Source organism: Hymenobacter seoulensis (genome assembly GCF_054780535.1).
This window is the reverse complement of record NZ_BAAGWD010000001.1, coordinates 1595068-1616788: the sequence shown is the minus strand read 5'-3', so window position 1 is coordinate 1616788 and position 21721 is coordinate 1595068. Positions and strand designations below refer to the sequence as shown.

The window sequence follows — 21721 nt, the reverse complement described above, 5'->3', positions numbered from 1 at the left end:
CCGCTATTTTTTGCAGTCTGTATAATTTAGAAAACACAGAAAATGGGCGCGCCATTGTATGATATAACGATATACCATCAAGGGAAAATTATTCAGGACGCTCCGATTGATTGGAAATTTAGAGCTAAGGCAAACTTAATTGCTGATTTCTATCATGATCGATTAAGCGGATATAAGCCAAAAAATACAGGAAGGATATGCGTTATTTTTGTAGAAAGAAATAACTGTCGCAATCCTTGTTATTTTGGTTCAATATGCAATTATGAGATTACTGTGGATGGTGATATGTATTTAGGATTATGCGAGACACAGCAGAATAAATATATACTTGGTTTACTCCATAGTGCTATCATGGATTTGGCTTCTATATATGGTTGGGAGAAGGAGTGCTTCCAGAAGGCTTATGATTATATTGTTCAGTCTGACTTTAGATTCGAAAAAACATATCCTAGTAAATATTCTCCCGATAAAAAGTACAGTGGCTGCGTGGTCATTGAGAAAACTGAAACCCGTACAAGATTGCGTGTTATTATATCAGGTGGCAAGGAAATAAATAAAGTGATTTTAGAAAAAAGGAATTGGTACTGGTATGATAGTGCTTATAAAATTGCTAAAAAGTGTAAATGGATAGATAAGCATTCGTTTGGATATGATAATGGTGATGCCAAATTTTTGTTGGACATCTCAAGGGAAAAAGTTGTTGCCAATTTTGTATTCGGTGAGCGGGATTTTTGATGTTATTTTTACAGATTATTAAGCAGGCTTTATCATGCTCCCAACCGCTCACTATACTGCTTTCATCAAACGCCGGGCGGCGGAGCTGGGCTTTATGTACTGCGGTATCTCCAAGGCTGAGTTTCTGGAGGAGGAAGCGCCTAGGCTCGAAAACTGGCTAAACCGCCAGATGAACGGCAAAATGGCCTACATGGCCAACCACTTCGATAAGCGCCTTGACCCACGCCTGCTCGTAGATGGCGCCAAATCGGTGATTTCGCTGCTGCTGAATTACTACCCTCCCGAAGAGCAGCAACTGCCCGACGACACCCTTAAAGTAAGCAAGTACGCCTACGGCCGCGACTACCACTTCGTCATTAAAGACAAGCTCAAAACCCTGCTGCACGATATGCAGGAGGAGATAGGGGAGGTAGGCGGCCGCTGCTTCGTTGACTCGGCTCCCGTGATGGACAAGACATGGGCGAAAAAGAGTGGCTTGGGCTGGGTGGGCAAAAACTCCAACCTCATCACGCCCGGTATTGGCTCGTTCTATTTCATTGCCGAGCTGATTGTAGACGTGGAGCTAGAGTACGACGGCCCGATTAAGGACTACTGCGGTACTTGCCGCAAGTGCCTCGATGCCTGCCCCACGCAAGCCATTACGGAGCCCTACGTGGTGGATGGCAGCAAATGCATTAGCTACTTTACCATTGAGCTCAAGGACCAGATTCCGCGGGAAGTAGAAGGGCAATTTGGAAACTGGATTTTTGGCTGCGACATATGCCAAGATGTGTGCCCCTGGAACCGCTTTGCCAAACCCCACCAAGAGCCGCAGTTCAATGCGCACCCCGGCCTGAAAGACCTCACGACCAACGATTGGCAGGAAATTACTCATGAGCTGTTTTCAGAGCTCTTTAAGCAGTCAGCAGTGAAGCGCACAGGCTATGCGGGCTTGCAGCGCAACATTCGGTTTGTACTAGGGCAGGAACCACTGCCAACCCCACCCGCCCCGGAAAGCAAGCCCGATACACCCAGTATGTAACAGCCGAAAAACACCGAAGCCGTAAGCAGGCTTGCTGGGTAGCAAGTGGCTTACGGCTTCGGTGGTGCAAAGCGGAAAGGAAAGAATAGTTTAAGCGACCGTCGGTTGGGTAAACACGCGGTTCAGAATCCGACGGTACAGAGCGGAAAATTGCTGGTAGCACCAAGCTTTCAACTCTGAAAGCTCTGCCGGAACAAGCGTCCGGAGGGCTTTACGAAGCTCCTTCTCAAAGAGAATTTTGTCGAAGCTTACTTTGAGGAGAATGGTTTTTGCGTACTCAAGCATGGGTGGAGTTGGTTTTCACAGGGTGGTTAAAAGAGCGGAAGTTGATGAACACGCAGCTTGTACGTGCACAGTTAAAAAAAGCTTAGCTCAGCACTATTTGTTTTGGCAGGTGTCTTGAAAGATACAAAAAAATGCTCTGTAAATACAAGTGCCAGACGTGAAAGGCTACCCATTCAGTTCCGGTGGCGCATAAAAAAAGGAACGTGAGATACGTTCCTTTCTTACAAAGCTCGGGTTAGCAGGTTTCCTGCGTGTGTTGCGTTGGTTACTAATACATGAAGAGTTGCGCGAGGCTAGTAGCAGTAGCCGCATCAAGTGGCTCATCAAACGCCTCAGCCACTTTGGCCAGAATCTCAGCATCCGGCAAGGGCGGGGTAGCTACGTTAATGGGCAAGGTAGAGGCGAAAGGAACCAGCCGTGGGCCTGACAGATACTGCGCCCGATTTTCCTCCCCGGCATATGCCAGGTTTTGGGTAGTGCCAGCCGCTGTGATAGGAGCATCCGAAGGGCTTACCCAGCTTTTAACGGTAGCGCCGCGCTTGCGCCGCATCGTCCGAATTTGGGCGGCATGGCGGGCTTCCGTTGAGTGAATCCGGACAGCGCTTTCTAGTAAGGCATTGTCGGTCTGCACATATTCAACCTGTCCTTTGTAGGCGCGTACTCCCGCATCTTCCAGCAGCTGTGCTACCTTCAAAAAGGTGTCGAAGTTGCTGAATACATCAGGATACAGCGCGGCACGCGAGCCGTTTTTGCTACCCGTAAAATCGAAGTTAGGCTTAGCCGGCACACTGCTGCCAGCATCTGTAATCAGGCGGGTGAACAGTGCTACGTGACTTGCTTCGTGGGTCTGTATGGCTTGTATGGCAGACTTATTCTGGGCTGAGCCAAAGAATGCATCTACGTTAGCGGGGCCTTTGCCCGAAACTAGACCTAGTGCTTGGGCATAAAACTCGCTTTCAAGGTACTCCAGCGTAAGGGCCAGCGTGAGCACGTCCAGCCGCGTACGCGTGTCGAGAGTGCCTGCCGTAGCCTGTTGGGGCAGTGCTGTGATTAGAGCTGGAAGCAAAGCAACGCCCGCCTGGCCCAAGCGGGTTAGCGCAGCCCGGCGCGGGGCCGCTCCTTGGAGCGTTTCGGGTTGTAGTTCGGCAAGCCGAGCCAGTAAATTCAGAAAGTTCATAGTCGAAAAACGGGCGCGGCCTACGTGGTGGGAAGGGAATCGGTGTTGATCATGACCGTCACGAACGGAGCAATCAGCTTCGCAACTTCGGCGGGCGTTTTGGCTACATCAAGGCCAGCGGTATCGCCGCTAATTGGCACTACGTCAGCGCCAGCAAAGGAGCCCGGCTGCACCTGCTCGCGTACGAATGCCGCATGCCGCGCCTCTACCGATGAGATTTTGCTGAACAACTGCAAATATGTAACGTCAGTAAGCAGCTTGGCAGCGCCGTTATAGGCGGCTACTCCCACGTCTTCCAGCGTTTGAGCTGCAGCATACACGCCTGCGCGAGTAGTGAGTGTAAGTGAAGTGAAGTTGAAAACGAGGGGAAGCTTATTCGTATCATAAGCGCTTTCGCCCAACGCAAACTTCATAAACTCCCGATGAATTACTTCATGGTCGCGCAGGTCAACGAAGGCCGCTTTGTCTTCGGCCGTGAAATCACTCGGAAATGCTTCTACTACTTTCTGGTAGAAAGCGGCCTCCAGTTGCTCAAGAAGGTAAGCGTAGTTAAGGATGCCAGTATCACCGCTGCCAAAGCTTAGGGTGCCAACCGGCTCTACAGTAGGATTAGGGTCTCCCGTATCATCGGAGCCGCAGCCAGCCAGCACGAGCATGGAGGTAGCTGCCGTAGCGCCCGCTACCCGGAAAAAAGAGCGGCGGCGCAGGGCTCGACCGAAAAATGAAGCGACAGAGTCAGACATGCGTAAGTAACTCAGCGGGGAACAGCCCAACGCAGGCCGTAACATCCCGATTAACAAAGGTACTCCGATAAACCGGGATGCACCAACCAGAAGAGTAACGCTGCAGCGTAAAGGTTGCGTACTCACGTTCAGCCATAAAAAAAGGACGACCTATTAGGCCGTCCTTTTTTGAAATAGGCAGTTATTCCTTTAGAAAGTATTGCCTACTACGAAGTTCAGAGCAATAGCCGTAACCGATGGAACGTCCAGAGGCTCGTCGAAGGCCTCAGAGAAAGCATTGGCCGGGAAGTTGAACGAGGCTAAGGCCGTCTGCAGATTTACGCCACCTTGGGTAACGTTCTCTTCGCCAGCATAAATAGGAGCAGTGGCTGAAGGAGCAGGGCCTCCACCATCATTGCCCGTAATCCAACTCTTAGGAGAAGCACCGGTGCCAGCACCAGCTACCATTGGACCACCACGGCGCATAGTGCGCAGGTGCGAGGCGTGGCGAGCTTCTACTGAGTGAATGTTCAGCGCAGCTTCAAGAACCGTCTTGTTAGCTTTCAGAAGTGGAGCGCCGCCTTTGTAAGCCCGAACGCCCGTATCCTCGAAGGCCTGAGCTACAGCGAGGAACGTCTGGTAGTCAGTAAATACTGTAGGGAAAAGTGGAGCGCGGGCACCACCCTTAGAGCCAGTATAATCGATGTTACCAGGCAGTATTCCCTCTGCTAGCGGAGCAATGGCCTGAGAGCCCAACACGCCGCGCAGGAACGTTACGTGTTTGCTTTCGTCGTCCCGGATAGTGGTTAGAGCAGTCAGACCTGCGCCGGCAGGGATTAGGCCGGGAGTGCTAACACCACGGTTATAGAACAATGACTCCAAGTATTCAAGCTTTAGCGCAAAGTTCAGAACGCCGGCGATGTCGGCGGGAAGAGTGCTAGACTGACCATAGGCCTTGCTGAACACAGCGCTCAAAAAACCAGGTACGGCAGCAGCAGCCAGCGTTTTGCCCATACCAGTCATGTGGGTAAATACACGACGACGAGAGTCAAGACGATCATAGACTTCTGGGTCTACTTTCTCAATATCAGAAATGAGCTTAATAATATTCATGGTGCGAAAAGTCAGGAGTAAGACGAAATAGGGTTGAAAGGGCTGATTACTTGATGTTCGAAACGTTCAGCTTCGAGCCCTCTTTGAGGAAAGTATTCGCCGTGGCTACTACTACAGAAGGCTCCTTAGACTTTTCTAGAGCATTCGTAGTATCAATTACATCAGAACCTACAAATGAGCCGTTTGCAATCAGGTCGCGGATAAGAGCCGCGTGGCGGGCTTCAACCGATACAATTTTACCAGCCAAGGTGAGGTAGTCGGAGCTGGTAATATACTTGCCTGCGCCGTTGTAAGCAGCCACGCCCAAATCTTCAAATGCTCTGGCTGCATCCAGAACACCCAGCTTAGCAGAGCCAGCGGCCGCAGTACGCACGTTGAAGTCAATAGCAGAGAAGTCAGGATCTAGAGCCTTAATGGCACTCGTGCTAAGTGCCGTTTTAAACAACTCGCGGTGAATCACCTCGTGGTAATACAAATCATCAAGAGCTGATTTTTCAGCGCTGCTTGCCGCTAGACCAGTATAGTAGGTGCCGGTACGCAGGGTAGTGTAAAAGGCAGCTTCAAGTTGCTCTAAGGCATATGCATAGTTGAGTACGCCAGTGTCGCCGGAACCAACATCAACCATACCAGGCATTCCGTTGTCATCATCGTCGTCATCGCAGCCCGAGAGCAGCAGAGCGGTAGCGCCAGCCGTAGCACCGGCGTACATAAAGAAGGAACGACGCTTGATAGGTGTGTAAAGCGGCTTAGCGAACTCCGCGTCATCGCTGCCGTTTTGCGTGATCTTAGACATACAAAGGAAGGTTTGGGTGAAAAATAAAGGGCAATACAGAGCCACCCGACTATTATCGGCTATTCAAAAACCCAATAAAGAGCAATGAGTATTCTACCGTGGGTGGTTGTGCAGTGAGATACGGCCTAGCTTCTGCTATGGATTTCTTAATGCCAAAATCTTGTTAGAGCCATACTGAAAGCTGGACATTAAATACCCTGGCTTTGGTTTTAGTACCCACACGTAAACCTGCTTTCAGGCGTTTATGCGTAGATTTGGCTAGTTCGCGTTTCAAAACAGGCGTATGCGTTTATTTTTCTGCTTGCTCTGCCTATTGGGCGTAGGCCTTAGCTTGAGAGCAGTGGCGCAAACTCCTGCGGCTGAAATTGTGCTGGGGAAGGCCGCGTTTCCGCTCAATGAGTACTACACCATCAGCTTTCGGCTGCGCGGGGCTCCTTTAGAGCGTTACACGGCGTTTCCGGAGCTCGAGGGATTCAAGAAAAGTGGTAAGTCGAGCACGACGACAACGCGCATTGTCAACGGCCAGTCGTCTACAGAGCTCACCATAACCCAGCGCTACGCCGCCTTTGCGGAAGGCGCCTTTACCGTGAAGCCCTTTACCATGACCATTAATGGCAATGCCATTATGTCGGAGGGCGCTACCTTGAAAGTAGGCCCGCAGCAAGCGGCTCCGCCCGCCACTGCCACCCCGGGAAGCGGACCGTTGCAGGGAATTGGCCTCCTCGACCAGCTCTTTGGCAAGCCCAAGCCGCAGGAATACGTAGAGCCCCAAGATCAAGCGTTTCTGGCAGTAGTTCCGGATAAGGCGCGGGTGTATGTGGGCGAAGGCGTGCACGTGGCACTGTACTTCTACCTCACCCCGCAAGACCAAGCTGTACTGAACTTTCACAATTTCGCCACCCAGCTCCCCGAGATTATTCGGCAGTTGCACCAGCGCACGGTGTGGGAAGAAGGCTTCGATGAGCAGGAAGTAGTACCCGAGAACGTAATGGTCGGCGGCAGGCCTTTTTTACGCTACCGCCTCTGGGAGGCTGAACTGTATCCGCTGAATACGCAGGCCCTCGTTTTTCCTTCGGTGGGCTTGCAGATGGTGAAATATCGCGTGGCCAAAAAGCCGGTGCAGGGCCTTGATAATCGGATGGAGGGATTCAAGGTGTATTACTCGGCGCCCCGCACGGTGCCGGTGGTGGCGCTGCCGCCGCACCCCCTGCGCGACCAAGTGCCTGTTGGTAATTATGAGCTCAAGGAAGCAGTAGACCGCACTACCTTCCGGACAGGCCAGGCCTTTGCTTATACCTTCACGGTGGAAGGCGAGGGAAATTTGGCCGCCGTGAATCTTGCTACCCCCCCGGTGCGCCCTAACCTGGAAGTATATGGGCCAGAAGTGCAGCAGGAGCTTACGCGTCAGGGCAGCCGGGTGGGTGGGCGCAAGAGTTTTCGGTTTCGGATGGTGGCCCGGCGGCCCGGCCCCGTTCCGCTCGACAGCCTGTTCAGACTCATCATCTTCAATCCGGCCTTGGGGCGCTACGATACCTTGCAGGCTGATGTGCAACCTGTGGTGCGCGGTGCAGTGCAACAAGCTGCCACCTTCCGGGCCCGGCCCGATGACCCGTTTTATAGTACGGCCCTGCGCGTTGCGGATACCACGCCGCAGCCCCGAGATGCCTATAATAATGTGCAGCGCTACGTGAATATGCTGCTAGGGGCACTGCTGAGCGTAGCCGCCGTAGGCTGGTGGCGTAGTCGGCGCTAACACCCGCCTCGGCAATGCCCGCCCGCGCTGTACCTTTGCCTGGCATAGCTCACCAACGGACCGCTTTTCTTATGAATTCTTTCGGCACACTATTTCGCATTACCACCTTCGGCGAATCGCATGGGCCCGGCATTGGGGTAGTGCTGGATGGATGTCCGGCCGGGTTGGCCGTGACGGAAGAACTAATTCAGGCGGCCCTAGACCGGCGCCGCCCCGGGCAAAGCGACCTGACTACCCCCCGCAAAGAAGCCGACCGGGTAGAAATTCAATCGGGAATATTTCAGGGAGTAACCACCGGCACGCCTATCAGCCTCTTCATCCGGAACCAAGATCAGCACAGCCACGACTACTCGCACATTGAGCACGCGTACCGGCCGTCGCACGCCGACTACACCTATGATCAGAAGTACGGCCGCCGCGACTTCCGGGGTGGTGGGCGCAGCTCAGCCCGCGAAACGGCCGCTCGCGTAGCCGCCGGTGCTGTGGCGCAACAACTGCTCAACCAGCATGGCATTCGCGTAAGCAGCTACGTGTCGCAGGTGGGGGCAGTGGCGGTACCGCTGGGCTATGAAGCGCTTGATCTGAGTTTAATTGAGAGTAACCCCGTTCGCTGCCCACACCCCGAAACGGCCGAGCGCATGGCTGAGCTCATCCGGCAAACCCGCGACCGGCATGACACGGTAGGAGGCCTAGTAACCGGGGTAGTGCAAGGTGTGCCCGCCGGCCTCGGAGAGCCGGTATTCGATAAGCTGCACAGCGAGCTAGGACGGGCTATGCTCAGTATTAATGCCGTGAAGGGCTTTGAGTACGGCTCGGGCTTTGCCGGCACGCTGCTGTTTGGCTCAGAGCACAACGACCAGTTTTATACCGATGATGCCGGACAGGTACGTACCCGCACTAACTACAGCGGCGGCATTCAGGGCGGCATCAGCAATGGGCAGGATATTTACTTCCGGGTAGCGTTTAAGCCCGTGGCTACTATTCTGCAACCGCAGGCTACCATCAACGACCAGGGCGAGGAAATAACCTTAGCTGGCCGGGGCCGCCACGACCCGTGCGTGTTGCCCCGCGCCGTTCCCATCGTCGATGCCATGACCAGCCTCGTGCTGGCTGATATGCTGCTGCGGGCCAGGGCCAACAAAGCGTAAATAACCCTATAAAAAAAGCCTGATGACATGAGTACATCAGGCTTTTTTTATAGGGTTGGGCCGCTTTACAGGGCTAGTAATAGCAAACTTACTAAGGCTAGGATTGGCAGCAGGTAAGGCACTGCGTAACGCCCGATGTACCCAAAAAAGCTGGGCATCGGGATGCCCTCTTTCTCCGCAATGGAGCGAACCAGAAAGTTGGGTCCATTGCCAATGTAGGTAAGCGCCCCAAATAGCACGGCTCCACTGGAAATAGCTCGTAGCAGAGGCAGGGTGGCAGCGTCTTCGGCGAACTGCCGGACGGCAGCCGGCTGCGCAAAGTTCAGGTCGTGGCCAGCGAGGCTCAGGCCCAGAAAAGAAGCGTAAGTAGGTGCATTATCAAGAAAGGCCGAAAGCGTACCCGTGAGCCAGTATAGCGAGGTAGGAGTAAGCCGGCTAGCTACCTCCGGGTTGGCGGCAACGTGCGCCGCGGTTTGCAGCGCGGGCATCATGGTCAGGAAGATGCCGAAAAACAGGAACGCTACCTCCAGAATGGGCGCAAACTGGAAATGGTTACCCGTAATGGCTTTGTGGTGGGCAGTACGATAGCAGCCCCAGGCGGCCAGCAGCTGAATGGCCTCGCGCACAAATGAAATCTGAAGGCCTGCTACGGGCAGTGTAGGCAGCCAGGGCATGCGAGCCGGATCCAGAAACACAGCACCAAGTACCAGCACCAGCCACAGTAAGTTACAGCGCCCGTTAAAATCATAAAGCGGCAAACCTTTTTTGGAGCGGGCGCGCCGCCTCTCACTATTAGATAGCAACGAGGGTTGCGGGTTACGCCGGTCTTTCAGCCAAAATATCAGCAGGAGCAAGCCGTTGGTCAGGAGCCAGGGGGCTAGTAAGTGCGCTGAGGTCCAGAAAAACGGCACGCCGCGCAAGTACCCAATAAACAGCGGCGGGTCGCCGAGGGGTGTGAGCAGCCCGCCGGCATTGCTGACAATGAAGATAAAGAAAACGATGTGATACGGCCGGATGCGTTGGTCGTTCAGTCGAATAAACGTCCGGATCAGCATTAGGGAGGCGCCGGTTGTGCCCACAATAGAGGCTAGTACCGCGCCGGTTGCCAGCAACAGCACGTTGCGGCCCGGGGTACCCGGCACGTTTATGTTCAGGTACAGCGTGCCACCTACCACATACAGCGCCGCCAGCAGCACCACAAAGGAAACATACTCGGCCAGCGTCTCAAGGGCCGTGTGCCAGTCGTGCCTGACAAAGCCATAGTAGCCTAGCATCAGCAGGCCCAGGCTCACAGCAATGTGCGCATACCAATGTTCCCAGAGTTTAGGGAAAAGCAAGGGGCCGCTGGCAATCAGGCCAAGCAAACCAAAGAACGGAAGGAGCAGGGGCCAGGCAGGTGGTACGCCAGTAGCAAGCAAGAGCGGATGCAGCATAAGCAGGGGTAAAGGTAAAGCTGCCTGCCAGAGTGCCGCGTTTTCTGGCTGTCACCAAAAGCAGTTTGCAAAGTAAAAGTGCCTAGTGTGCACTTCAGGGCTGCCACTGTTGTTCTAGCATTCAATTACCTTTGCAACTATTACCGCCTATTGCGGTTTACTTGGTCGGGCCAATAAAACGTGCCCGACTTTCTCCCGCTTGTCTCCAAGTCTTTCAAACATGGCTGAACAACTCACTGCCCCCTCTGCGCCGGTTTCTATTTACGCCGAAGCCAGCCCCAACCCCGAATCCATGAAGTTCGTGCTCAACACCCAACTCCTGTCGGATGGGGTGAGCGTGGACTATCCAACCCTGGAAGCCGCTGCCAACTCGCCGCTGGCTCAGGAGCTATTTAATTTCGATTATGTGGGCCGCGTGTTCATGGCTCAGAACTTCGTGACCATCACCAAAACCACCGAGCACCAGTGGGCCCAGCTCATTCCCGAGCTGCGCAGCTTTCTGAAATCGTATGTGGAGGCTGGTGGCCCAATTTTCACCGTGGATCCTGCCGCTGAGCAGCGCGCCGCCCAGCAGGCAGCTGTCACCGGCGACTCCTCGGAGGCCGATCAGCAGACCAGCCAAAAGATTATTGACCTGCTTGATAACTACGTGCGCCCCGCCGTGGAGCAAGATGGTGGCAACATCACCTTCAAGAGCTACCAAGATGGTATCGTGACGGTGAACCTGCAGGGTTCCTGCTCGGGCTGCCCTTCGGCCACGGTAACGCTGAAGTCCGGCATCGAGAACCTGCTCAAGCGCATGGTTCCGGAAGTGAAAGAGGTAGTAGCAGAAGGCGTAACGGCCAGCTTCTAGGCGACTAGTTAAGAACCTGCTACTTACTGTAGAGTAACACCAAAGCCCGGCCAAGTTGGCCGGGCTTTGGTGCGTTTAGAGGGGTAGTGTTTTAGCGTAGTTCAGCTTACGGTTGCTGTTTTTGACTAATCTATAGCCCGGTAATGTTCCCCCGAATTTCGCCGCCCGGATACGCCGGTGTATGCAGGTTTACGTAGGTTTCGCCAGCTAGCAGCTTGGTAGCGTTGTCCTCGGTAAGCGTGGCAGTACCCGTGATAGGTGAGGTAGCAACGCTGCTGAACGGAACGAGAACACCGCCATTAATGCCTGGTGCGCCCTGGTGGATATGGCCCGCCGAGGGGGCTAGCCCCTGGTACGAAACGGTGTACGTAAGCACCCGCGTTACTTTATCAAAGGAGCCCGAGAAAGTACCCGTAGCTGCTGAAGGAGTAGCTGGAACTTCCTGCTGACCAGTGAGCGAGGCCTGAAGCTGCACCGTAGTGGAAGGGGTTGTATCGTTGTCATCGTCATCATCGTCATTGCAGGCAGGCATGGCCGCCGAAACAAACAGCAGGAGCAGGAAAGCAGGAAATGTAGTTTTCATGAGGGTAGGAGGTAGAGGGTGAAACGGTTGGTGCAATAAGTAGGCCTAGCGGTTGAAGCCTTCCGAAGAGCGGAGCGTGAAGTTGCGGGCCACATTGAAGCCGAAATAAATGTCGCCCTTGAAAAACCGCCCGCTCGAGCGCGGCACAAACTGCGACTCGATCATGCCATTGGAGTTCGTGACGTGGAGCTGAAATACGTGGCCGCCGGTTTCAATATCAAAGCCGGCGCCTAGGGCATCGTGCCAGCCCGAGGTGCGGGAGTTGGGCAGCCGGCAGAAGTACTCCAGCGTAAGGGCCACTCGTTTCGTGAGCTTTTGGCGGCCCGCAAGCCCTAGCGCGTAGATGTTGTTCGGGTCGGCATTCTCCTCTACCAAGTTGCGGTGCACCACCGTAGGACTGAGCTGGACTGAGAGAGAAGGACTGAACTTGCGCGCTATCAGCGCTTGCCAGCTGTAGGCGAGCCGCCGCACAAACGTGTGGTTGAACCCGTCCGAAGCGGTGGAATAGCGCAGGGTATTGATGGCCGTGCTGCCTAGTACCGTGACGCTCACGGGTGAGCCACCGGGGCCGCTGCGCTGGCGCAGAGCCCGGTATTTCAGAAATCCATCAACCGTCTTTTCTACGGAGCTTCGGCCAATTCCTACCGCCAGCCTATCGGTTAGGCCGTATTCCATGCCTAGCCGGATGGTAGCCTGGTCGAGGCCAAAGAAATTGTAGGCCCCGCTGTTGAGTGTACCAAACCGGTGTGAAATCAGGAAAATCAGCGTGCCCGCTCCCGGCGTTTCGCTGCTGTGCCCATTGATGATGCGCGTGCCTTTGAAGGTGGCCTGCACCAGTTCGGGCCGTAGCGTGTCGGCAGCCTGTTGCTCCAGCTCCTGAAGCAGCGGATCCTGGGCTTGGGCAGCGCGGGTGCCTAGCAGTAGCAGCAGTGCCCAAAGCGCCGTGTGGCGAAAAACAGATGTAGAAAACATAGAGGTCCGGATTCAGGGATGAGAAGCGGCCGTGGTCCGGACCGGGGCGCAGGTAAGGCGTACCGTCACAAGCACGCTTTTGGCAATATGGTCGCGCACCAACGCCGGGATTTTAATCTGATAATCAGCTGGCGCAACCGAGAAGCTGGAATTCACCACCAGTTGGCCATTCTGCATAGCCAGAGTGCCTGGCGCCCGCACTCGGCGCGTTACGCCGTGTATTGTCAGGTCGCCTTCGGCAACTACAGCGTGTGGGGCAGTACTGCCTTGTAGCGCATCCGCATTCCAGTCAACCAAATGACCCGTGAATGTGGCCTTCGGGTAGCGCTCCGACTCCATGTAGTTCTCGTTGAAGTGCTCCTGCATGAGGCTGCGCTTAAACTCGAAGGAGCGGATGGGCAAACTGAAGGCCAGCTGTCCGGTTTGCATATCTACCAGGGCGGCCGCTTGCTGGCTGCGGGCTTCTATGTCTTCGAGGGGGCTGGCAGAGAAAAAAGAGATGGTGCCCGCACGAGTCTGATAACGCGCATCTTGGGCATAACTCTTCGGCAGCTCCCAGGCCAGCAGGCCCAGTAGCAGCGCAGCATAATGCTTTTTCATGGTGGTTTAGTTGTTAGGCATCCCCGCCCGCACCCACTGGCGCAGGGTGGCCAGGTCGCAGGTGGGCAGGCGAGCCTCGTTCTGGGGCATGGGTGCGAAGCCCGGCGCATGCGTTACAGCGCCCAGCAGCCGGCCACTAGCGGCTACCTGCTGCACCTGAGCGTAGGTTTCGAGGCTCACGTTGCCATTGCGTAGCGCATTGTTGTGGCAACTCACGCACCGCTGCTGCAACAGCGGTGCGACGGATGCGGAGAAGGTAATGGCTGTAGAGTCGCAGGCTGGGGCCACTGGGGCCTGGCTTAGCAGCTCTTCGGCACTATCGTAGGCGCAGGCGGGCAGCAAGGCCAGCCCCACCAAGGGTAGCCACCAGAGCCAGCGGCTGATGGTGAGAGCGACAGCCGGGCGCGGGCCCCCGCGCGCAGCCCAGCTGTCTTGTTCAACCACGCGGCTCATGATGTTGCCATTTGCCAGCGGTTTCCTTTGCTTCCGAATCCATGTAGTTGCGCGTAGCCGCGCCTGAGCGTAGCGGCCAGGTAGTCATGGCAGAGCTGGCCGTTGTAGGTGAGCGGTATCTGTGTAAGTCTGCCAGAAGTAGTATCTGAGCTGAAGGATCTGGCTGGCGCTAGCATAGGGCAACGCCAGCCGCCCGGAGCAGCGCCCCGCCTTGCGTGTAAAGGGAAGTTGTGAGGCATGATGGTAGAAGAGCTGAAGTGACGAAAAGGAAGGCAACAGCTACCCGAGCCTGCTCCGGAACAGGCCATATCAGTTGCTGGAACCTCCGCAAGCAGAGGCCAAACACTAGGGTCAGAAAGAAGGGAAAGCGGCTTACGGTGCCGTACGAGGTCGAACAAGTCCGTACTTCACCCCGAGCAGTACGCCCGCACTGTTGAGGCGGATTTTGCCGAAACCCACGCCGCTGAGTGGCAGCTTCAGGAAAGGTTCGGTTTGCATGGTCCAGCGGCCGCTGAGAGTGCGCTCCAGGCCCGCACTTAGGTTCACCACTCGCAGGGCGGCATTGCTGCCCTTTGAAAGGCTCCAGGTGCGGTTCACATATTGGCCGTTGATGTCGTAGTGGTACGAATACCGCTCATTGCGCATCAGCAGGGAGGTAAGCCCCGCCGAAGCATATAGGGAATACGTCGGCCGGGAAATCACCTCGTAGCGTACATCCAGCGGAATTTCCACAATCCGGCAATTGGCATCTACCTGCTCGATGGGGATGCGCCAGGTCCAGTAAGTGGGCGGCGGATTATAATCAGAGCCGCGGGCGGCGTAGCGCTTTACGCTGCGCAAAACTCCCGTCCGGATGCGCCAGCGCGACGACAAGCGGTATTCGGCGGTTAGGCCAAACGTGCCCCCTAGCCGAGCACCCGGGCCCGGCAGCACCGCCGTGAGCTCGGGGCCGCCTACTACCCCCACCAGTAGGCGGTAACCCGGCAACTCGGGTCGGGCAGGCGCCGCCACAGAATCAGCAGCGGAAATGCTGGCCTGTGCCACCGAATCAGGAGCGTAAGTGCGGGCCAGAGAATCGGTAGGGGGAATCGGGGTAGAAGCGGCGGCCTGCTCAACCGGCTGGCCGGAAGCCTCTGGAGCGGTTGCAGTGCTGCTTTCGGAAAGGCTGGCTGCGCGGGCTGCTGTTGGCGCCTGCTGGTCGGCCGTAGGAAGTTCGGCCGCCGTACTAGCATTCATACTTGGCCGAACCGCTACGCCTGGGTTGCTTTTGCTGAGTGCTCTAGTAATTCCTGAAGCCATTGGGGTGACAACAGCTAAGCTGAGTGATGCCGGGGCAGGTTGCAGCCGCGGCGAGGTAGGTGCAGTTGTTGTTTGCCGAGAGGGTAGGGTTGTAGCGAATGGCGCAGTTGGTGCGCTGAGTACAGAAGGGTTTGGGCCAGACGAAGAGCTAGTACCGCGCAGTGTACCGTTGCCAGGTAAGGTCGAACCGAGAGAGCTGGTTGGCCGGTTGGGCTGCGTTGCCACTTGGCCCGAGACGGGAGCAGAAGGGCGGAGCGGAAGCCGGGACGGAAAGTGCCAGAAGAAAAACAGCAGCGCCACTAGCCCCATTTCTAGCGCAAACAGCCCCGTTACTCGCCGCAGGACCTGCCGCCGCAGCCGTTGCTGCTGGGCTGCTTCATCTAGCTGCTCACTCAGGCGCAGCCAGCCCGACAACGAGACCTCGTCGGGGTAGGCATCGGCGCCGCGCCGGAACAGCTGATCTAGCTCTTCATCTGACATATCCGGCGTACGCATGGTGATGGTGGTTTTTAAGCAAACACCTGAGCTGTGCTCGGGCTTTGAATAGGTTTGATTTAGAGGCGCCAACCGAGATGTGGAGGCTCTCCGCTATTTCCTCGTGCGAGTAGCCATCAATAGCAAACAGATTGAACACGGCCCGGTAGGCTGGTGGCAGCTCCCCAATTAGCCGAAGCAGCTCTTCAAAAGAAAGGTCATCTAAGGGTGTCGTGTTGGTGTCGGCTAGGTAGGAGGTAGCAGCATCTAGCTCGGTTTGGAAGGCGTGGCGGTGAGCGGCCCGAAAGTGGTCGATGGCCGTGCAAACCATGATGCGCCGCAGCCAGCCGCGCAGAGAGCCGGGCAGATCCTGCGGGTGGCGAGTGGCATCAAAGCGCGGTAGTTCCTGAAAAACTTTTAGGAATCCGTCGTTTACGGCTTCCTGGGCTTGGTCGCGGTTGTGGAGGTAGCGCAGGCAAATACTAAGGGCATAGGGGTAGTAGCGGCGGTACAAGTGGCGCTGACTGGTACGGTCCAGCCTCCGGCACCCGGCCAGCAGTTCGGTAAGCAGCGCAGAGTCTGGTTCGGGGGTAACCACGGCAGCGGAGCGTCTAGTTACTTCTCAACTCGGAGCCCAATCAGGAAAGGTTGCCTGAGTATTCATAAAATTTAATAAAAAAAGCCCGGCTGAGAAGCCGGGCTTTTTAGAAAGGATTTACGAACTGGTAGTCCGCCGAAACAAGAGGGTTACACCTGAGCTGTGCTTAGCTTAGGCGCATCCGTGTCGGTAACGGCGTTCATACGGGCTTTCTCTTTGCGGCCGTACGTGTCCAGGATAAGCGGAGCCGCAATGAACAGCGAAGAGTACGTGCCGAAGATCATACCGATGAGCATGGCGAAGGAAAACGAACGCAGAGTCTCACCACCGAAGATGTACAATACCAGCATCACGAGGAATACGGTAGTGAACGTAATCATGGTGCGGGAGAAGGTGCTGTTCAGGGCCGGATTTACTACCTGCGCAAACGTAAGGTGCTTATTCTCACGCAGGTACTCGCGGATTCGGTCATAGATAACGATGGTATCGTTCATGGAAAGACCGATTGTAGTTAGAACGGCCGCCACGAACACCTGGTCCATTTCGTAGTTGAGACCCATGGCACGGGCGATTGGGAAGGAAGCAATAACTGCCAGCGCATCGTGGAACAGGGCCACTACGGCAGAAAGCGAATACTGCCACTTCTCAAAGCGGAAGAGTACGTACACAAAGATGGCCAGCAGCGTCAGGCCCAGGCTTAGCACCGAGGTACGCTTGATGTCGTCTGCAATGGTAGCGCCTACTTTAGCCGAGCTTTCCTTCTTGGGGTTCAGTGCGCCATATTTAGCGTTAAGGCCTTTTAGCATGGCTGCTTCTACTTGCTTATCGGCATCTACGCTTTCGTCGTTAGCCAAGTAACCAGTAGTGATGCGCAGGCGGTTTTCAGCGCCGAAGGTTTTGGCCTCCGTACCGGCGCCACCGAAGTAGTCGTTGGTCAGCAAATCACGCACGTCGGAGGCTACTACTGGCTTATCAAAGCTAACCACGTAGGCGCGGCCACCACGGAAGTCAACTCCTAGGTTCGGGCCACCCTGCAGGTACATCAGGCCAAAGCCTACGATGATAAATACCGTGGAGAAGGCGTAGGCAATCTTGCGCTTGCCCACAATGTCAAAGTTCAGGTCTTTGAACAGATGACGAGATAGGAAGGTACTGAAGCTGAGGGTGGTAGTATTCTTGCCCTTTACCATGCGCTCAATAATGAGACGCGAGACATATACCGCCGACAGGAACGAGGTGAACACACCAATCAGCAGCGTAATGGCGAAGTTCTGTACTGGGCCCGTACCAAACGTGAACAGGATAACGGCAATAATCAGGGTCGTAACGTTGGCATCGAAGATGGCCGAGAAAGCACGCGAGTAGCCTTTGTTGATGGCATCCACCGGCTGCAAGCCGTGATCAATCTCTTCCCGGATGCGTTCGAAAATCAGTACGTTGGCATCCACCGACGACGCAATTACAAGTAGCAGACCCGCAATGCCGGGCAGCGTGAGGGCGAAAGAGAACTGCGCCAGCACACCCATAATCAGGAACAGGTTGAAGAGCAGGGCTGCATCGGCTACTAGGCCTGCGCGGCCGTAGTACGCTGCCATGAACGCCATAATAATCACCAGACCGCCCAGGGTTGAGTACAAACCTTGGTTGGTAGCTTCCTTACCCAAGGATGGGCCTACAATGGCCTCCTCCACAATGCGAGTAGGAGCTGGCAGCTTACCAGCTTTCAGAATGTTGGCCAAGTCCTGCGCTTCTTCAATGGTGAAGTTGCCCGAAATGCTGGAGTTGCCACCGGCAATTTCAGCCTGCACCACGGGTGCTGAGTACACGTTGTCGTCGAGTACAATGGCTACCTGACGGCCAATGTTAGCTCCGGTGAGGCGCTCCCATTTGCGGGCACCGCCGGGGTTCATCTGCATCGAAACCTCGGCGCGGCCACTCATCTGGTCGAAGTCGCCGCGGGCGTCGCTGATCACCTCACCGCCAATGGGGGCTTCGGCATCACGGCTCTTGCGGATGGCATACAGCTGCAGGTATTCCTGGCCCTCAATGAGGTCAGGCTTCACGCCCCACATAAAGGTGAGGTTGGTAGGCAGTACAGCGCGGGTGTCGGGGCTGCGGAGTACGGCATTTACGCGGGCCGTATCCCGGATGTTGGCGCCTAGGGTGCCAGGCATTGTAAAGAGGCTGCCCAATACGTTTTTCTGCGGAGCAGCAGAGTCCGCTTTGGCTGTAGCGGTGGCACCTTTCTTGGCCAGCTGGCTAGCCAGAGAGGTTGAGTCGCCGGCAGTAGCAGCGGCGGTAGCTGTGGTGTCAGTGGTAGCTTTGGCCGGAGCAGCAACCGTAGCGGCAGCCGTTTCCTTGGCGCTCAGTACTTGGTTGAGCTGGTTGAGGTAGGGCGCGAATTCATCCTGACGCCATACTTCCCAGAACTCCAGCTTAGCTTGGCCCTGTACGAGCTTGCGCACGCGGTCGGGGTTATCCACGCCTGGCAGCTCAATCTGGATGCGGCCCGTGCCTTTCACCCGCTGAATATTGGGCTGGCTGGTGCCGAATTTGTCGATACGGGTGCGCAGAATGTTGAAGGAACGCTCAATGGCTTCTTCTACCTCCGTGTTGATTTCGCTGATTACCTTCTCGTTGGTCGAGTTGATATCAATGCCCCGGCTCTTGTTAGTGGTGTTCGCAAAAATGCGAGCCAGCTTATCGTTGGGTGCTACGTTGCGGAACGACTGCGCGAAGAGGGTAGTGAAGGGAGTAGAGGGGTTGGTTTTGCGCATCTCCTGCGCCTGGTCCAGGGCCTTGTTGAAAGCTACGTCCTTGGAGTTGCCGCTCATGGCGCGAACAATTTCCACCGGCGAAACTTCCAGCGTGAGGTGCATACCACCGTTCAGGTCAAGACCCAAGCCCAGCTCCGACTGGCGTACTTCCTTATAAGTCAGGGGCCCAAATACGGGCGCGCGCCACACCGAGTCGAGGTAGTGCTGACGCTGTTTTTCGTTAAGCTGGCCGCTGCGCGAGGCGAAGCGGGCCGCATCTTTCTGCACTCCGCGCGACACGAGGGTCAGCGAGAGGAAGTAGATGCAAAGCGCTGACACAAGAAGTGTCAGGGCGATGATGAGTCCTTTATTACGCATGAAATAGTAGGTTGATATCCTGTGGGAAAGGCCGATGCCGTGAAACGGGGCCCCGACTGTATAAGCAAGATAACCAGGCTTGGCCTGGCGCGGCAGAAAGCGGCATCAGCGACAGATTCTGCTTCTCAATTACAACAGCACAAAAGGCCCGGTCCGTTAGGGAGCTTGGGGCGAGAGGGCTGCTAGGAGCAGCTGCGCCCGGAACCAGTCGGGTACAGCGCGGGGGCAAGGACTCGGCCCGGCAAAGCACAGGGGTAGCCACTGCACTGAGGGCAATACGATGGGCAGCGGCAGCCAGGCATCAGCGGCCGGAGCTACGAAATAGCCTAGGGGCGCCGTAGCTTCGAGGAGTACGCGCTGCTTGACTACGGCCGTGCGCGGCGCGGCGTCTACCCGGGCTTCATGGCGTGCCGGAAGTGCCCGCAGCGTAGCCACAGCCCGGTTGTTCAGCCCCAACACCATCAGCACGGTGGCTGTGATGAGGGCAAAACGCAGGCGTGGCAAAAAGGCAGTGAGGAAAAGCAACTCGATGGGGGTAAGAGGTACAAATATAGTTTTTTGCCTCGCCGCGCGCAAAATTGTATTCGCTAGGGCCTGCCAGAGCCTCAAAAACAAAGAGCGCCTGGCAGGCCAGGCGCTCTTTTCAGTAGGGGTACAGTGCCCAAACTACAGTTGGGCTGAACAACTTAGCTTAGGTCCTCGAGGCCGTAGCGGGCCTGGCTCCAGAACTCATCAAGCGCCATCAGGCGCGGCTTGAAAAAGGAAATCAGGGCCGGCCAGTCGTCGCGGTTCAGGGGGCTGACGCCGCGCAGCTCCTGCTGCACGCGGCTCATGGGCTGGCCGTTTTCCTCAGCTTCTTCCTGCCACTCCCAGGTTTGGCCCGGCACAGGGGGTAGTAAATTCTGTAAGGCCTGCAACTGCTCATACTGCAACGCCCGCAGGTCCGCATCGGGGTTTGTGAGCTCCAGGCCAATGGTAGCGCGGCGGTCTTCGGTGCGCATGCGCAGCTGCACGTGCTTGAGGCCGGTGCGGTAGTTAATCCAGTTGGTGGGTTCGCCTTCGGCCGATGGCACCGGGGCCATATACTGCCCAAAGGTTGTCCAGAAGGCCTGCCGCAACTGGGCTGCTTCGGCTTTGCTGTACATACGCGTTGGTTGGGTTCAGAAGAGAAAGGGACCTAGTGCCGCTTACTGCACCGAGCGGCTTTCGGCCACCTTGCTGCGCAGGTAGGAAACCAGCACATCCAGGCCTTTATCAAAATGCCGGTTGTTCGGGATGATGATATCGGCGTCGTGCTTGAAGGGCTTGATGTATTTTTCGTAGGTAGGCGCCACGTGGTTGGTGTAGCGGTACAATACGTCTTCCAGGTCGTAGCCTCGCTCGTCTCGGTCGCGCACAATGCGGCGTTGCAGCTTCACGTGCTCCCGCGCATCGATGTACACTTTCAGGTCCAGCAGTTTAGCTACCTCTTCAAAGTAGAACACGAAAATGCCTTCCACCACCACAATAGGAGCGGGCCGAAAAACCAGCTCCTTGGGTACTACATTGGGGTTGTTGAAGGTATACTCAGAGCGTCGTACTTCCAGACCTTGACTAATGCGCAGCACATCAGCCGCATACGCAGCCGAGTCAATGCTGCCGGGCAGGTCGAAGTTGGTTACGCCTTGGGAATCGACCAGTTGGTTTTCCCGGGGGTGGTAGTAGTTATCCTGCGAAATCAGGCAGATTTCTTCTTCGGGAAACGAGGCCAGCAGCCGACGCAGAAACGTGGTTTTGCCCGAAGCGCTGCCGCCCGTAATACCGACGATGAAAGGGTGTTGCATGGAGGTGGGAATAGGCCCGTACCGGCGGGGCCAACCCTGCAAAAGTAAGAAATCTAGCTGAGGCGTGGGCAGTGAAGTTGTGAGAGCAGGCAAATAGAGGCCGGCAACTCTGCCGTCCCTAGGCCCATGCGAGCCGCAAACCGGCCGCAATACGCCTCTTCTATTTCACTTCTTCCTGTAAGTACTGCACCAGCTTGGCCACGGCCCGGGCCCGATGGCTGATGATGTTTTTTTCCGCTAGGGTCATCTCGGCAAACGTGCGTCCGTCGCCTTCCGTGGGCTGAAAAATGGGGTCGTAGCCGAAGCCTTCGTGGCCGCGCAGCTCTTCCGTAATGCGGCCCGGAACCATGCCTGCAAAATCCAGCATGCGGCCATCGGGCTGCACTAGGGCTACTACCGTCCGGAACTGGGCTGCGCGGTTAGCATGGCCGCTCAGCTCCTGCAAAAGTTTCTGCACGTTATCAGCGGCCGAGCGCTGGGGGCCGGCATAACGGGCCGAGTACACGCCAGGGTCTCCATTTAGAGCTTCTACTTCCAGGCCAGTATCATCCGCAAAGCAGGCCACTCCAAAATGGTCCCACACGTACTGTGCCTTCTGGCGGGCATTGCCTTCCAGCGTATCCTGGGTTTCCGGCAATTCCTCCTGGCAGCCGATATCAGCCAGGCTCAGCAGCTCTACGGACGGCGGCAGCAACGGCCGAATTTCATCGAGCTTGTGGGCATTATTGGAGGCAAAGCAGAGGCGCATGGGC

The 21721-nt window shown here is 56.0% G+C and carries 22 protein-coding genes; 5 read left to right on the top strand and 17 right to left on the bottom strand.

The window, feature by feature from the left end:
- Positions 1-42 precede the first annotated feature (42 nt).
- On the top strand, positions 43-735 hold the full coding sequence (locus ACYVHC_RS06960; protein ID WP_460612944.1) for a hypothetical protein: 693 nt from the start codon (positions 43-45) through the stop codon (positions 733-735).
- Positions 736-769: 34 nt separating this feature from the next.
- Positions 770-1756: an epoxyqueuosine reductase gene (gene queG, locus ACYVHC_RS06955; RefSeq protein ID WP_460612943.1), complete on the top strand. Its 987-nt coding sequence runs from the start codon at positions 770-772 to the stop codon at positions 1754-1756.
- A 90-nt stretch (positions 1757-1846) separates the two neighbouring features.
- Here queG and ACYVHC_RS06950 read toward each other — a convergent pair whose 3' ends face one another.
- From ACYVHC_RS06950 to ACYVHC_RS06930, 5 genes are all read right to left on the bottom strand, one after another.
- Complete coding sequence (locus tag ACYVHC_RS06950) at positions 1847-2041, bottom strand: hypothetical protein (protein WP_460612942.1); 195 nt, start codon at positions 2039-2041, stop codon at positions 1847-1849.
- Between the two features lie 268 nt (positions 2042-2309).
- On the bottom strand, positions 2310-3218 hold the full coding sequence (locus ACYVHC_RS06945) for a ferritin-like domain-containing protein (RefSeq protein ID WP_460612941.1): 909 nt from the start codon (positions 3216-3218) through the stop codon (positions 2310-2312).
- Positions 3219-3238: 20 nt separating this feature from the next.
- Entirely contained in the window at positions 3239-3961 is a 723-nt protein-coding gene (locus ACYVHC_RS06940) for a ferritin-like domain-containing protein (protein WP_460612940.1), read from the bottom strand.
- A 189-nt stretch (positions 3962-4150) separates the two neighbouring features.
- A complete protein-coding gene (locus tag ACYVHC_RS06935) occupies positions 4151-5053 on the bottom strand; it encodes a ferritin-like domain-containing protein (protein ID WP_460612939.1) in 903 nt (300 codons plus the stop codon).
- A gap of 46 nt (positions 5054-5099) precedes the next feature.
- Entirely contained in the window at positions 5100-5846 is a 747-nt protein-coding gene (locus ACYVHC_RS06930; RefSeq protein ID WP_460612938.1) for a ferritin-like domain-containing protein, read from the bottom strand.
- Between the two features lie 340 nt (positions 5847-6186).
- On the opposite strand from ACYVHC_RS06930, the gene ACYVHC_RS06925 reads away from it, so the two are divergent.
- Positions 6187-7599 carry a BatD family protein gene (locus ACYVHC_RS06925; RefSeq protein WP_460612937.1) on the top strand — a complete coding sequence of 471 codons (1413 nt, stop codon included), beginning with the start codon at positions 6187-6189 and terminating at the stop codon, positions 7597-7599.
- A 71-nt stretch (positions 7600-7670) separates the two neighbouring features.
- Positions 7671-8747: a chorismate synthase gene (aroC, locus tag ACYVHC_RS06920; RefSeq protein ID WP_460612936.1), complete on the top strand. Its 1077-nt coding sequence runs from the start codon at positions 7671-7673 to the stop codon at positions 8745-8747.
- 65 nt (positions 8748-8812) lie between these two features.
- Here the strand turns inward: aroC and ACYVHC_RS06915 are convergent, their stop codons facing one another.
- Positions 8813-10180, bottom strand: a complete 1368-nt coding sequence (locus tag ACYVHC_RS06915) for a sodium:proton antiporter (protein ID WP_460612935.1) — start codon at positions 10178-10180, stop codon at positions 8813-8815.
- Positions 10181-10400: 220 nt separating this feature from the next.
- On the opposite strand from ACYVHC_RS06915, the gene ACYVHC_RS06910 reads away from it, so the two are divergent.
- Positions 10401-11033 carry a NifU family protein gene (locus ACYVHC_RS06910; RefSeq protein WP_460612934.1) on the top strand — a complete coding sequence of 211 codons (633 nt, stop codon included), beginning with the start codon at positions 10401-10403 and terminating at the stop codon, positions 11031-11033.
- A gap of 130 nt (positions 11034-11163) precedes the next feature.
- On the opposite strand, the gene ACYVHC_RS06905 is transcribed toward ACYVHC_RS06910, so the two are convergent.
- The 11 genes from ACYVHC_RS06905 to rdgB all read right to left on the bottom strand — a co-directional run bounded on the left by ACYVHC_RS06905 (position 11164) and on the right by rdgB (position 21717).
- Positions 11164-11616 carry a CHRD domain-containing protein gene (locus ACYVHC_RS06905; protein WP_460612933.1) on the bottom strand — a complete coding sequence of 151 codons (453 nt, stop codon included), beginning with the start codon at positions 11614-11616 and terminating at the stop codon, positions 11164-11166.
- A gap of 45 nt (positions 11617-11661) precedes the next feature.
- A complete protein-coding gene (locus ACYVHC_RS06900) occupies positions 11662-12588 on the bottom strand; it encodes a DUF5777 family beta-barrel protein (RefSeq protein WP_460612932.1) in 927 nt (308 codons plus the stop codon).
- A gap of 12 nt (positions 12589-12600) precedes the next feature.
- Positions 12601-13188 (bottom strand): YceI family protein, encoded by a 588-nt coding sequence (locus ACYVHC_RS06895; RefSeq protein WP_460612931.1) that lies wholly within the window; start codon positions 13186-13188, stop codon positions 12601-12603.
- A 6-nt stretch (positions 13189-13194) separates the two neighbouring features.
- Complete coding sequence (locus ACYVHC_RS06890; protein ID WP_460612930.1) at positions 13195-13641, bottom strand: hypothetical protein; 447 nt, start codon at positions 13639-13641, stop codon at positions 13195-13197.
- A gap of 372 nt (positions 13642-14013) precedes the next feature.
- Positions 14014-15435 carry a porin family protein gene (locus ACYVHC_RS06885; RefSeq protein ID WP_460612929.1) on the bottom strand — a complete coding sequence of 474 codons (1422 nt, stop codon included), beginning with the start codon at positions 15433-15435 and terminating at the stop codon, positions 14014-14016.
- Positions 15410-16012, bottom strand: coding sequence for an RNA polymerase sigma factor (locus tag ACYVHC_RS06880; RefSeq protein WP_460612928.1), 603 nt, complete (start codon positions 16010-16012; stop codon positions 15410-15412). Before ACYVHC_RS06880 ends, ACYVHC_RS06885 begins: the two co-directional genes overlap by 26 nt.
- Positions 16013-16161: 149 nt before the next feature.
- Entirely contained in the window at positions 16162-19146 is a 2985-nt protein-coding gene (gene secDF / locus ACYVHC_RS06875; RefSeq protein ID WP_460612927.1) for a protein translocase subunit SecD/SecF, read from the bottom strand.
- A gap of 156 nt (positions 19147-19302) precedes the next feature.
- On the bottom strand, positions 19303-19671 hold the full coding sequence (locus ACYVHC_RS06870; protein WP_460612926.1) for a hypothetical protein: 369 nt from the start codon (positions 19669-19671) through the stop codon (positions 19303-19305).
- A 161-nt stretch (positions 19672-19832) separates the two neighbouring features.
- Positions 19833-20291 carry a DUF4268 domain-containing protein gene (locus ACYVHC_RS06865; protein WP_460612925.1) on the bottom strand — a complete coding sequence of 153 codons (459 nt, stop codon included), beginning with the start codon at positions 20289-20291 and terminating at the stop codon, positions 19833-19835.
- A gap of 42 nt (positions 20292-20333) precedes the next feature.
- On the bottom strand, positions 20334-20969 hold the full coding sequence (locus ACYVHC_RS06860) for a uridine kinase family protein (RefSeq protein ID WP_460612924.1): 636 nt from the start codon (positions 20967-20969) through the stop codon (positions 20334-20336).
- 160 nt (positions 20970-21129) lie between these two features.
- On the bottom strand, positions 21130-21717 hold the full coding sequence (rdgB, locus tag ACYVHC_RS06855) for a Maf family protein (RefSeq protein ID WP_460612923.1): 588 nt from the start codon (positions 21715-21717) through the stop codon (positions 21130-21132).
- Positions 21718-21721: the final 4 nt, after the last annotated feature.

Excerpts from the sequence above, each read along its gene's own strand:
- ACYVHC_RS06960 (WP_460612944.1), top strand. The coding sequence starts at position 43 with ATGGGCGCGCCATTGTATGATATAACGATATACCATCAAGGGAAAATT.
- queG (WP_460612943.1), top strand. The coding sequence starts at position 770 with ATGCTCCCAACCGCTCACTATACTGCTTTCATCAAACGCCGGGCGGCG.
- ACYVHC_RS06950 (WP_460612942.1), bottom strand. The coding sequence starts at position 2,041 with ATGCTTGAGTACGCAAAAACCATTCTCCTCAAAGTAAGCTTCGACAAA.
- ACYVHC_RS06945 (WP_460612941.1), bottom strand. The coding sequence starts at position 3,218 with ATGAACTTTCTGAATTTACTGGCTCGGCTTGCCGAACTACAACCCGAA.
- ACYVHC_RS06940 (WP_460612940.1), bottom strand. The coding sequence starts at position 3,961 with ATGTCTGACTCTGTCGCTTCATTTTTCGGTCGAGCCCTGCGCCGCCGC.
- ACYVHC_RS06935 (WP_460612939.1), bottom strand. The coding sequence starts at position 5,053 with ATGAATATTATTAAGCTCATTTCTGATATTGAGAAAGTAGACCCAGAA.
- ACYVHC_RS06930 (WP_460612938.1), bottom strand. The coding sequence starts at position 5,846 with ATGTCTAAGATCACGCAAAACGGCAGCGATGACGCGGAGTTCGCTAAG.
- aroC (WP_460612936.1), top strand. The coding sequence starts at position 7,671 with ATGAATTCTTTCGGCACACTATTTCGCATTACCACCTTCGGCGAATCG.
- ACYVHC_RS06915 (WP_460612935.1), bottom strand. The coding sequence starts at position 10,180 with ATGCTGCATCCGCTCTTGCTTGCTACTGGCGTACCACCTGCCTGGCCC.
- ACYVHC_RS06910 (WP_460612934.1), top strand. The coding sequence starts at position 10,401 with ATGGCTGAACAACTCACTGCCCCCTCTGCGCCGGTTTCTATTTACGCC.
- ACYVHC_RS06905 (WP_460612933.1), bottom strand. The coding sequence starts at position 11,616 with ATGAAAACTACATTTCCTGCTTTCCTGCTCCTGCTGTTTGTTTCGGCG.
- ACYVHC_RS06900 (WP_460612932.1), bottom strand. The coding sequence starts at position 12,588 with ATGTTTTCTACATCTGTTTTTCGCCACACGGCGCTTTGGGCACTGCTG.
- ACYVHC_RS06895 (WP_460612931.1), bottom strand. The coding sequence starts at position 13,188 with ATGAAAAAGCATTATGCTGCGCTGCTACTGGGCCTGCTGGCCTGGGAG.
- ACYVHC_RS06890 (WP_460612930.1), bottom strand. The coding sequence starts at position 13,641 with ATGAGCCGCGTGGTTGAACAAGACAGCTGGGCTGCGCGCGGGGGCCCG.
- ACYVHC_RS06885 (WP_460612929.1), bottom strand. The coding sequence starts at position 15,435 with ATGCGTACGCCGGATATGTCAGATGAAGAGCTAGATCAGCTGTTCCGG.
- secDF (WP_460612927.1), bottom strand. The coding sequence starts at position 19,146 with ATGCGTAATAAAGGACTCATCATCGCCCTGACACTTCTTGTGTCAGCG.
- ACYVHC_RS06865 (WP_460612925.1), bottom strand. The coding sequence starts at position 20,291 with ATGTACAGCAAAGCCGAAGCAGCCCAGTTGCGGCAGGCCTTCTGGACA.
- ACYVHC_RS06860 (WP_460612924.1), bottom strand. The coding sequence starts at position 20,969 with ATGCAACACCCTTTCATCGTCGGTATTACGGGCGGCAGCGCTTCGGGC.
- rdgB (WP_460612923.1), bottom strand. The coding sequence starts at position 21,717 with ATGCGCCTCTGCTTTGCCTCCAATAATGCCCACAAGCTCGATGAAATT.